Below are 12,362 nucleotides of genomic sequence, written 5' to 3'. Positions count from 1 at the left end.
TCTCCCGCGCCTCAACTATAAACAATAAGCATTTTCAGATGCTTGAAATATAGGCGCGGGCTTTTTCGGGCGGGGCGTCTACATGCATCGGAACCAGCAATACGGACAGTTATCCGGCGTTCGGCCGGTCAACGCTTCAAACCATCAATCACACGAGCGCGCTTACGATCGCGACGCGACACTTCATGAAACCGTCGCCGCTCTGGCGCGCGAGCAACCCGACGCCGTTGCAATTTCCTTCGACGACGAGAGCTTGACTTACGGCGAACTCGACCGGCTTTCCGCGAAGCTCGCGGCACGGCTGGCGGCGATGGGGGTAAGGAAGGGCGATGTGGTCGGCCTGCTTTTGCCGCGCGCGCTTAAAACGCTGGTCGCAAAACTGGCGATCCTCAAGACAGGCGCGGCCTATGCGCCGTTCGACCCGGCTTATCCGCTTGAGCACCTGGGCTACATGACGCAGGACTGCACACCGCGCGCCCTGATAATCGACCGCGAAAGCGCAACACTGGCCGCCAAGCTTCCCATCGCCGCAGACCGTCTCGTAGACATCGACACCACCATGACCAAGCTGGCGGAGGACGATGCACCGACGGGCGATGTCGCCGCCGTCTCGGGCGCGGATGCGGCCTATGTGATGTACACCTCCGGCTCGACCGGGCGCCCGAAGGGTGTCGTTATCCCGCATCGTGGCGTCCTGCGACTGGTGCGCGCGCAGAATTTTGTCGCGTTCCGCCCAGACGACGTCGTGCTGCACGCGGCCACCATTTCCTTCGACGCCGCCACCTTCGAAATCTGGGGGGCCTTGCTCAACGGATCTCATCTGGTCGGCATCGGCGACCGCACTCTCTCCATGCAGCGCATCGTCGACGCGATCGACGAAAAACGGGTCTCGGTGATCTTGCTCACCACTGGTCTGTTCAATCTTCTGGTCGATCATCACGGCGGACGGCTCCATTCGCTGCGTCATGCGCTGTTCGGTGGCGAAGTGGCGTCCGCCGATCATGCGCGGCGTTTCCTGGCCGCCTATCCCGCGTGCCGTCTGAGCAATGCGTATGGGCCGACCGAAGTGACCGTCATCGCGTCAACCTTCGACATTCCGGCCAGCTTCCAGGGAGATGCATTGCCGATTGGCCATTCCATCGCTCATGGCCGCGTGCACATACTCGATGAAAACCTGAATGCGCTTCCGCCCGGCGCAGAAGGGCAGCTTGCGGTTTCCGGCGACGGTCTCGCCATCGGCTATCTGAACCGGCCGGAATTGACGCAACAGCGTTTCGTGACGATCTCGACCACAACGGACGCGGCCACCGCCGGTGAGCCCCTGCGCGCCTATCTAACGGGCGATATGGCGGCAATGGACACGGACGGCCTCCTGCATTTCCGCGGCCGCCGCGATCGCCAGGTCAAGATCGACGGCAAACGCATCGAACTCGATGAAATCGAAACCGCGCTGCGCCGCGACAGGAGCCTGGCCGATGCGGTGGTGCAGTGTCATCAGGCCGGATCGGCCAAACGCCTGGTTGCCTATCTGCGTCCTCGCACCATGACGGGACTCGACGAAATGACCTTCGCCGCCGCGGTTCTCGGTCGTCTGAAGGGCATATTGCCGGCTCATATGGTGCCGGGCCGGGCTATTGTGCTGCAGGAATTCCCGCTGAACCGCGCCGGCAAGGTGGATCGCGCGCGCCTTCCGAATCCGGCCGAAACGCCCGTCCCAGCGACGGTCCCGGACCTTCCGTCCAAGGGGATGGAGGCGATCGTGGCGCGACACTGGCGCAAGGTGCTCGGCACAAACGCTGTCGGCCCGGACCAGAACTTCTTCGACCTCGGCGGCACCTCGATGCAACTCATGCGCGTTCATGCCGCGCTCGAACGGGAGCTTGGCCGCGCCATCGACGTGGTGACCGTGTTCGAACATCCGAAAATCCGCAGCCTTGCACGCTTTCTCGAGGAACCGGCGGCGGACGGCCGTCAGATTGCCGCAGCGCAAAACAGAGCAGCAAGGCAGAAGCAGATGATGTCGCAATTTCGCCGGAGCAGGACATGAACGAGCACGCCACACCGGACGGACGGGTCCCCACGGTGGAAGAAGACGCCACGGACGCAGGCATCGGCAGCATCGCCATTGTCGGCATGGCCGGGCGCTTTCCCGGCGCATCCTCGGTCGATGCGCTTTGGCGGATGGTGCGCGAGGGGCGTCACGCCTTCCGCACCTTCGCGCCACACGAGATAGAGGATGCTTATGACGACGCCACACGCGCCGCGCCCGACTATGTGCCCTCGAGACCGTATCTGGACGATGTCGGCATGTTCGACGCGGAGTTCTTCGGCATGTATCCGCGCGAGGCGGCGATGCTCGATCCGCAGTTTCGGCTGTTTCTGGAAATCTGCTGGGAGGCGCTTGAAAGTGCGGGCCATGACCCTTTCTGCACGGATGAGTCTGTTGGCGTCTTCGCCGGCTCGGCGATGAGCACCTATCTCATCAACAACATCCTGTCCGACCGGCAGAAGGCCGAAGCGTTCACCTCCGGATACCAGGTGGATATGTTCAACGAGTTGATCGGCGCAATCAACGACACGCTGGCGACACGGGTGGCCTACAAGCTGAACCTTCGCGGTCCGGCTTTCACCATACAGTCGGCCTGTTCCACATCGCTTCTCGCCGTGACTCAGGCGTGTCAGAATCTTCTGACTTACGGCTGCGACATGGCGCTGGCCGGCGGTGTCTCGATCTCGATGCCGCAGAAACGCGGCTATATCCACATGGAAGGCGGCATGGTTTCGCCGGACGGCTTCTGCCGACCGTTCGACGCGCAGGCCGGCGGTACGGTGTTCGGCAGCGGCGGCGGCGTGGTGCTTCTGAAACGGCTGGAAGACGCCGTCGCGGCGGGCGACACGATCCACGCCGTCATTCGCGGCTATGGCGTCAACAATGACGGCGCGGACAAGGTGGGCTACACCGCGCCCAGCGTTTCCGGCCAGGCGGAGGCCATTGCGACAGCTCTTGCAAGCGCGGGCGTCGATCCGGCGAGCGTGGGCTATGTCGAGTGCCACGGCACCGCCACGCCGCTTGGCGACCCCATCGAGTTCAACGGCCTGATGAACGCCTTTGGCGGCGCGGGCGCCGAAGGGCACTGCGCGCTAGGCTCCGTGAAGGGCAATATCGGCCACCTGGATGCGGCTGCCGGCGTGGCCGGGCTCATCAAGGCGACACTGGTGCTGCGCGATGGCGTGATCCCGCCAGTGGCGAATTTCGTCTCGCCCAATCCGCATATGGCGCTCGACGGCAGTCCGTTTCGCGTTCCGACAGAGCTTTCACCATGGAATGCGGACGGTACGACACGCCGCGCCGGTGTCAGCTCCTTTGGAGTTGGCGGCACCAATGCCCACGTGGTTCTGGAACAGGCGCCGGAAACGATTGTCGTGCAAGATGACGAAACTCCGCGCCCGCTTATCCTGCCGCTTTCGGCGCGCAATGAAGCGGTCCTTACCGCAATGCGCGGAAACCTGGCCAGCGCTTTGCGCGAAAGTGCCGAACCGTTGGCCACCGTCGCGCACACGCTTCAGCAAGGGCGGCACGCTTTTTCCCATCGCATGACTGTGATCGCCCGCACCCATGACGAAGCGATTGCCGGGCTCGAGGCCGAGCGCCCGATCTGCGGCGAAGCTTCGCAAACGCCGCCTGTGGTCTTCATGTTTCCGGGCCAGGGTGCGCAGCATGTGGGCATGGGTGGCGCGCTCTATAAGAGCGAGTCCGTTTTCGCCGAATGGATCGACAAGGGCGCAAAGTTTCTAAAGCCGCTTATCGGGCGCGATATCCGCGATTTCATTCGCCTGCCAAAGGGCCGTGCCCCGGAGAAACTTTCCGAGGCACTGCGCGAAACGCAGTTCGCACAACCCGCGCTCTTTCTCGTGGAATATGCAACGGCGCAACTCTGGATGAATCGCGGCCTGATGCCGGACGCCATGATCGGACACAGCGTCGGCGAATTCGTTGCGGCAACGCTCTCGGGGACGATGCGGTTCGAGGATGCGCTGAGCCTGGTGGCCGCGCGTGGCCGGTTGATGCAGCATCAACCCAAAGGCACCATGGTTTCTGTCCGGGCGGATGCCGAAGCCGCTGCCGCGCATCTTCGCGACGGGGTGGAGATTGCCGCCGTCAACGCGCCGAAGCTCAGTGTCATTTCCGGCACGTTCGAGGCCGTGGACGAGACGTGCGCGGCATTCGATGCGGCGGGCATTGCCTATAGCCGGCTGCACACCTCGCACGCCTTCCACTCGGCGATGATGGACGAGGCGGCGACGGCTCTGGCGGAAGAAACGGCCAAGATCGAATACGGTACCACCGCCATTCCCTACATTTCCTGCGTTAGCGGCGACTGGCAGACCGATGCGCAGGGCGCATCGCCGACCTACTGGGCACGCCACTGCCGCGACGCCGTGCGCTTTGCAGATGGCATTCAGACAGTCGCGCGCGACCGAAAGCCGGTTTTCCTCGAGGTCGGCCCCGGCCGCACCCTTTCGGTCTTCACCGCGCAAACGCTGAAGCGCGAGTCCGTCGCCGCCATCATCCAGTCCCTGCCCGAGCACGACCGCGCACCCTTTGGCGAGGAAGCTTTCGCCGAGGCGCATGCGCGGTCGTGGATCGCCGGTTGCGCACTGGACTGGCCAAGCCTGCCAGAAGCAGCGCGGCGAAGGATACCGCTGCCGACCTATCCCTTCCAGCGCCAGATGCACTGGATCGACGCACCGAAACCGAAAGGCCGGGCAAACGCGGCGGTAACCGCCCCGAACACCCAAATCCCGGCGCAGACAACCATGACAGACGGATTGAGCCCGATGAACACCACATTTTCCACCACCGACCGGCCAGCGATGCTCGAACGCGCCCTGATCGCCCTTCTCGCCGACCTTTCGGGCGAAGATCTGCCAGACGACGCGGCCGGCGCGACCTTTCTGGAACTGGGTTTCGATTCTCTCTTCATCGGCCAGTTCGCGCAGAAGGTGGAGAAGGAATACAGAGTCAAGCTTTCCTTCCGCGAATTGCTCGGCAACATACCGACCGTTCACGACTTAGCGCGACATCTTGATGCCGAACTGCCGGCAGACGCCTTGCAGACGGCCTCTCTCTCTCCGGTGGCTCAGGTCCCCCCCACGCCGGACGTCGCGCCTGCTGCGCCATCTTCATCGGCGAATGGAACCCTAAAGGCACCTCATGGGCTCGAGGCGCTTTTCCAGTCCCAATTGCAGATGGCGCAGCAACTTTTCGCGCAACAGATGCAGACGTTTCAGTCGCTTGGCGGAACGGCGGCGATGGCGACGCCAGCCCCTTCCGGACAGGTGGCGGTCGCCGCTGCGCCAATGCCTGTCCCGGCTCCTGAGGCAACCGGCGACGAAAATGAAATCGGCGGCGGCCGCATCCGTGTCTACAAACCCGGTGCACAGGCCGGCGAACAGGCATTCTCGCCCGAGAAGCGCGCCTTCATCGACGATCTGGCCGAGCGCTATTGCGAGAAGAAAGCCAAGTCGAAGGCGTTTACGGAAGCGCACCGGCCGCATCTGGCCGATCCGCGCGCAGCCTCGGGCTTCCGCGCCGAATGGAAGGAACTGGTCTTTCCGGTCGTCTCCGACCGCTCGAAGGGTTCGCGCATATGGGACATCGACGGCAACGAGTATATCGATCTCGTGAACGGCATGGGGCAGACCGCCTTCGGCCACGCGCCCGACTTCGTGACCGAAGCGATCCGTGAGCAGACCGAAAAGGGGTTTGCCATTGGACCGCAAACGCCGCTGGCCGGCGAAGTGGCGGAACTGATCGGCGAATTGACCGGCCATAAGCGCGTCACCTTCTGCAACACCGGCTCCGAAGCGGTGATGGCCGCCATGCGGGTCGCACGCACGGTAACGGGCCGCGACCGCATCGTCGTCTTCGGCAATGATTATCACGGCCAGTTCGACGAGGTTCTGGTCAAGGGACGCAGCCGTGCCGGAACGCACCGGACGCTGCCGATCGCCGCCGGCATACCCCCGGATTCGCTCACCAACGTAACGGTCCTGCCCTACGATGCGCCTGAGAGCCTCGAATGGATCCGGGCCAATGCAGGCGAGATCGCCGCCGTCATCATCGAGCCGGTGCAGAGCCGGCATCCCGAATTGCAGCCCGTCGATTTCGTGCGCCAGCTGCGCACAGTGGCGACGGAACGCGACTTTGCGCTCGTCTTCGACGAGGTGGTGACGGGTTTCCGCGTCGACCCCGGCGGGATGCAAGCCGTGTGGGGCATTCGCGGCGACCTGGCGACTTACGGCAAAGTGCTGGGCGGCGGGATGCCGATCGGGGTTCTGGCGGGCGACAGCCGCTATATGGACGCGCTCGACGGCGGGCACTGGGATTATGGCGACGACAGCGTGCCCACGGTCGCGCCGACATTTTTTGCCGGCACCTTTGTGCGCCATCCTGTGGTGCTTGCGGCCACGCGTGCCGTGTTGCAGCACATCAAGGGCGAAGGCCGCGCGCTTTACGACCGGGTCGCCGGGCGCACCGAAGAGCTTGTCGCTGAACTGAACGATCAGCTTTCCGAGCGTGGCATCGCCATGTCGATCCACGGTTACAAGAGCTGGTTCGTGACCGATTTCAGCAATGCCGGCCCGCTCGGCGCGCTGTTCTATCCATACGCTCGGACCCAGGGCCTGCATATCCAGGACGGTTATCCGTGTTTTTTGACCACCGCGCACTCGGAAGAGGATTTTCAACGCATCGCAGCAGTCTTTGGGGAAACGCTCGACACGTTGCAGAAAGCGGGAATCCTGCGCGCCGAAGGCGAGACCACTGCGCATGTCAACGAAACCTTGCCGGAATCGCCGCAGAAGGCGCCGTTGACCGAAGCGCAGAAGGAAATCTGGCTCGCCGCCCAGGCCGGCGACGAAGCCTCCTGCTCCTTCAACGAATCCTTCAACCTCACACTCGACGGGGCGTTGGACGAAACCGCGTTCCGCCAGGCGCTCGATCTTGTGGTCGCGCGGCATAACGCGTTTCACATCCGCTTCGCACGCAACGGCGAGCATTTCGAGGTGATGCCCGATTTTCGCATCGACCTGTCGTCGACAGAGGTTTCAGGTGCGGCGGAACTTGCGAAAATCGTCGACCGTGAGGCCCGCACCGCCTTCGATCTCGTCAACGGACCGCTGGCGCGCGCCGAACTCGTGCGGCTTTCACAGGAGCGGCATGTGCTTGTCTTCACCGCGCATCACATCGTCTGCGACGGCTGGTCCGTGAACGTTTTGATCGAGGAACTGGCCGCAACCTATTCCGCACTCGTGAAAGGTGCGGCGCCGAACCTGCCACCAGCACTGGCTTTTTCAGCCTACGCGCAGGAACGCGCAAACCGGCCGGAGGCCGCCGACGATACCGAACGGTTCTGGTTGTCGCAATTCGAGACCGTGCCGGAATTGCCCGAATTACCGACCGATCGCCCCAGGCCGCAATGGCGCAGCTTTGCCGGAGGCACCTGCACGGCTCACATCGACGAGGTCACCTACAAGCGGCTTAAGAAAGCCGGGGCGAAGAGCGGCGCGACGCTGTTCTCGACCCTTCTTGCAGCGTTGCAGGTCATGATCGGACGGCTTTCAGGAAGCGACGATATCGTGATCGCCGTGCCCTCGGCAGGCCAAAGCCTTGTCGGCGAGCAAACGCTGGTCGGCCATTGCGTGAACCTCCTACCGCTGCGTCAGACGCTCGATGAGGAACGCCCCTTCTCAGATCATTTGAAGGAAACGCAAAAGCTTGTCCTGCAGGCCTTCGAGCACCAGGATTACACCTATGGCACACTGGTTCGAAAACTCGATTTGAAGCGCGATCCGAGCCGCCTGCCCCTGACGGAGATTCAGTTCAATCTTGAGCGCATGACGAAAGCGCTCGATTTCGGCGGTCTTTCAGCGGATGTGACCCCCAACCCCAAGGCGTTTTCCAATTTCGACATGTTCCTCAACATGATCGAGAGCGACGAAGGCATCCGCATCGACGTCGACTACAATGGCGACGTGTTCGATCCGCAGACCGTCGAACGCTGGCTCGGGCATTTCTCCACGCTCGTCGCAGCGCTTGCCGACGACATCGGCACTCGGATCGAGAGGCTGCCGCTCATCTCGCAAGCCGATACGGATTGGCTCGCCTACCAATTGAACCAAACACAGACGCCTTATGACGACGAGCGGTTCATCTTCGAACTGTTCGGCGATCGCGCCATGGAAACGCCCGACGCCATCGCGGCCGTTCACGGCGATGAAAGCATCACTTATGGCGAACTCGATGCACGAAGCTGGCAGCTCGCGCGCCTGATCCAGGAGAAGCTTCTTATCCCCGGCCGGCGCGTCGCCGTGGCACTCGACCGATCCATCGACATGCTGGTCGCGCTCCTGGCGATCATGAAGGCGGATCACATCTATGTGCCACTCGACCCCGACCATCCCGAAGCGCGCTTGCGGCAAACGATGAAGGCGGCGCACATCTCCGCCGTGATCTGCAATGGCGAACGGATCGCTGGCCTGGCGGACAAGGACGTTCTGCCGATCAGGCTCGACGAGGAAAAGGAAGCGATCGCCGCGCAGGACGCATCCCCGCTCGAAGAACGTGTTCACGGCACGTCGACCGCCGCCTATATCATCTTCACCTCCGGCTCGACCGGTGTGCCGAAAGGCGTGGAGGTTCCCCACAATGCATTGATGAACTTCCTGACCTCAATGGCGTCGGAACCGGGCTTTACGGCGAACGATACGCTGCTCGCCGTCACCACAATTTCGTTCGATATCGCTGCGCTGGAACTCTACCTGCCGCTCATTTGCGGTGGCCGGGTGGTCATTGCCGACCGCATTCAAGTGCAGGATGGGTTTCAACTGGTGAAGCTTCTCGACAAGTGCGGCGCCACCGTGCTCCAGGCGACGCCGACGCTCTGGCAGATGCTGGTCGAAGCAGGGCTTGGCGAGCGCAAGGCGCTGAAAATGCTGTGCGGCGGCGAACCGCTGCCGCCCGCGCTTGCACACAAGCTGCGCGAGATCGGCCGTGAACTGTGGAACATGTACGGGCCGACCGAGACAACAATCTGGTCGTCGGTCGCCCATATCGACGACGCGGACGCGCCCATAACCATCGGCCAGCCCATCGCCAACACGCAACTTTACATACTCGATGCGCGCAATCGGCTCGCCCCGGTGGGCGTGACCGGCGAGTTGAACATCGGCGGCGACGGGCTCGCCATCGGTTATTTCGAGAACCCCGAGCAAACCCACACAGCGTTCCGCAACGTCTCCATCGGCGGCATTCCGCAGAGGCTTTACAAAACGGGAGACGTGGGCAGGCGAATGCCCGACGGCTCTCTCCAGCTTTTCGGCAGGCGCGACAACCAGATCAAGCTGCGCGGCTTCCGCATCGAGCTTGGCGATATCGAGGCGGTGATGGTCAATGCAGAGGGCGTGCGTCAGTGCGCCGTCGTCGCGCCGCTGAACCGCAATGGCGACCGGCAGCTCGTCTGCCACATCGTGCCGGACGATCCGGCAAATTCACCGCGTCCCGAAGCCCTGATCGCACATGCGAAAGCCCATCTTCCCGCTCACATGGTACCGGCCTTCTGGATCGAAGCCGAGACGCTGCCACAAACCGCCAATGGCAAGCTCGACCGCAAGTCTTTGGAAAAAGAGGGGATTCCACGCCAGGAGGCGGCCGTTATCCGCACCGGGCCGCGCACGCCCATGGAAGAAAGGCTCTGCGCCATCTGGCGCGATGTTCTGAACATCGCGGAGATCGGCGTCGAGGAAAACCTTTATGCACTGGGGGCGGACTCGCTCAGCATCTTCCGCATCGCCGCGCGCATGATCGATGCCGGCCTGCCGCTGGAAGCGCGTCATCTGCTGCAGCATCCCACCATTGGGGAGCTGGCGCTGATCGCCGAAGAGGCGGGTGACGTGCCCGTCAACGGCGCCAAGCCGCATGTGCCTTCGCTCAAGGATTATCGGCATGGCGCACGCCGCCGCATGGAGGCTTACGGATGAGCGACATCGAGCAACGCCCGATTGCTGGCGGTCCGGATGAGATCGTGGGCGAATTTCCCTGCACGCAGACGCAATTGCGTTGCTGGTTCCTGAACCGGTTGAGCCCGGGGAACCCGGCACTCAACGTGGCTGTACGCTGGGAAATCCGGGGCGATTTCCGCACCGAAAGCATCGAAGAGGCCTTTCGGCAGACCATCGCCCGCCATGAAATTCTCAGAACGCGCTTCGTGGAGACCGCTGGACAACCCATGCAGCAGGTGGTGCGCGCGGTCGACTTTCGCATGCCGGTCATCGACCTGCGCCATGTTCCCGCCGATCAACGTGAGGCGCGCATTCAGTCGATCAGCAAGGAAACGGCGGCGGCCGCTTTCGATCTCGGCCGGCCGGGCCTGCTTCGCGTCACGCTTTTGATGGTGGAGAATCGACGCGGCTTCATTCTCATCACCGCGCATCAATCCTGTTTCGACGGCTGGTCGATCCGGGTTCTGGGTCGCGAAGTGGGTGAACTGACCGCCGCCATCGACGCCGAGCGTCCTGCAAGGCTGCCGGAACTGGCGCTGCAATATGGCGATTTCGCGCTCTGGCAGAACGAATACCGTAACAGTTACGGTTTCGAGACGGAAAAAATCTACTGGCGCGAGCAACTTCGCGATGCGCCCTATTTCGAGATCCGGCCCGACCGGCCGCGTGGCCGCGTCAAGACCAGCCGCGGCGAAATCGTTTCCACCGCGCTGCCGCTCGAGTTCGGCGAGCGCATCGAGGCGGCGGCGCGCGCGCATAAGGTTTCCCTGTTCAGTTTCGGTGCGGCGGTGATGAGCGCGACGCTGCAACACTATTCCGGCGACCGTGAAATCCTCTTCGGAACGCAGATCGCCGGGCGCGATGACGTGGATCTGGAGAATCTTATAGGTGTCTTCATCAACAATCTCGTGTTGCGATTCGACATCCCCGACGATCTGACCTTCGCCGACCACCTGGCCCGTGTGAGCGCCACGGTCGGCGCGGCGCTCAATCACCAGAAAATGCCGTTCAACAATCTGGTGGAGCTGGTAAACCCCGCACGCGACCCCTCCCGCAATCCTCTGATTTCCTTGAACTTCAACCAACAGAAGGCGTTTCTCGAGGACACGCGCTATGGCGATTTCGAATTGATCAGCGCCCCGTCGCAATCGCCGGGCGTGATTTACGATTTGAACTTTATCATGATCGGCCGTCCGACCGGCTGGCGAATGTCGGTCGAATACAACACCGATCTGTTCGACGAGGCGACGGCGCAGGAGCTGCTCGATCTATGGCAAAAGACCTACGCTTTTGCGCTGGACGATCCGCAGGCGAGGATCGGCGATGTCGCCGGCCCCGTGCGCGCTGCCGCATCGCCTGGGAAAAAGACGGCGCAACCGGTTTCACGCCTGGAGGCTCTGCTTCTCGCCCATCGCGATGTCGCCGATGCAGCCCTCCACCGTCATGGCGTTTCCGGCATTTCCCATGCCTACGCGGTTCCCGCAGCCGGGCTTGCAACGCCGCTCGAAACCCTTCCGGCACATCTGAACGCCTATCTTGCGGAGCGGTTGCCCGAGGAGGAGATGCCCGAAGGCATCAGCATTCTGCTCGCGCTGCCGCGCCGGGCGGACGGCACACTCGACAGCGCCGCCCTGCCTACACCGACACCCGCCGCCCCCGCCGGCGCCATCGCCCGCAAAACCGCAGCGCCGGCGGACAAGGAAGCGGAGCTTGGCCGCATTTGGGCGCGGGTTCTCGATCTGCCGCAAGTGCGGAGCGATGACGACTTCTTTTTGCTTGGCGGCCATTCGCTTCTGGCGTTGCGCATGTTTTCGGGCATGCGCGATGCTTTCGGCATTCAGCCCGAGCTTGCCGTGCTCTTTAAGGAACCGACCCTTTCCGGCTTCGCTCGCGCGGTCTTCGGGGAGGAGGAAGGCCCGGTTGCCGTCCCGGCTGCGCTTGCGCCGGATGACGGGAAGCAGGAGGAAGCGCCGTCAGCACTCATTGACTGGGAAACGACAATTTACCGGCAGGGCAGCGGCGATTGTGCGATCTACACGCTCAATCATCCGTTCCTCTATTACCGGATGGCGAAGTCCCTTCCCGGCCACGCCTCGATCGTCAACCTACACATGTTCAACGCCCGCATCGACGCGGAGACGGAAAACCTCTCTCTGGAAAGGATCGCCGGCGATGCGGTCGATGCCATGCAACTCGGCGACAGGCCCAAAACCGTTGCCCTGGTGGGGCTGTGCGTCAACGGCATACTGGCGGCCGAGATGACGCGACAAATCCGGCTCAAGGGACATGACGTGACGTTC

At 62.8% G+C, this 12,362-nt stretch carries 3 protein-coding genes; all 3 read left to right on the top strand.

What is annotated here, in order from left to right; all coding sequences use genetic code 11:
- Window positions 1–82: 82 nt before the first annotated feature.
- Window positions 83–2,047, top strand: a complete 1,965-nt coding sequence (locus tag QZ638_RS07120; RefSeq protein ID WP_295808374.1) for a non-ribosomal peptide synthetase — start codon at window positions 83–85, stop codon at window positions 2,045–2,047.
- A complete protein-coding gene (locus QZ638_RS07115) occupies window positions 2,044–10,041 on the top strand; it encodes a non-ribosomal peptide synthetase/type I polyketide synthase (protein WP_295808372.1) in 7,998 nt (2,665 codons plus the stop codon). Before QZ638_RS07120 ends, QZ638_RS07115 begins: the two co-directional genes overlap by 4 nt.
- Window positions 10,038–12,362, top strand: a 2,325-nt coding sequence (locus QZ638_RS07110; RefSeq protein WP_295808369.1) for a condensation domain-containing protein, incomplete at its 3' end; no start/stop codon positions are given. The genes QZ638_RS07115 and QZ638_RS07110, both read left to right, overlap by 4 nt.

Origin of the sequence: uncultured Nitratireductor sp. (assembly GCF_913053745.1) — a bacterium.
In the GTDB taxonomy this organism is placed as follows: Bacteria; Pseudomonadota; Alphaproteobacteria; order Rhizobiales; family Rhizobiaceae; genus Nitratireductor.
This window is presented reverse-complemented; position numbering and strand designations above follow the sequence as displayed.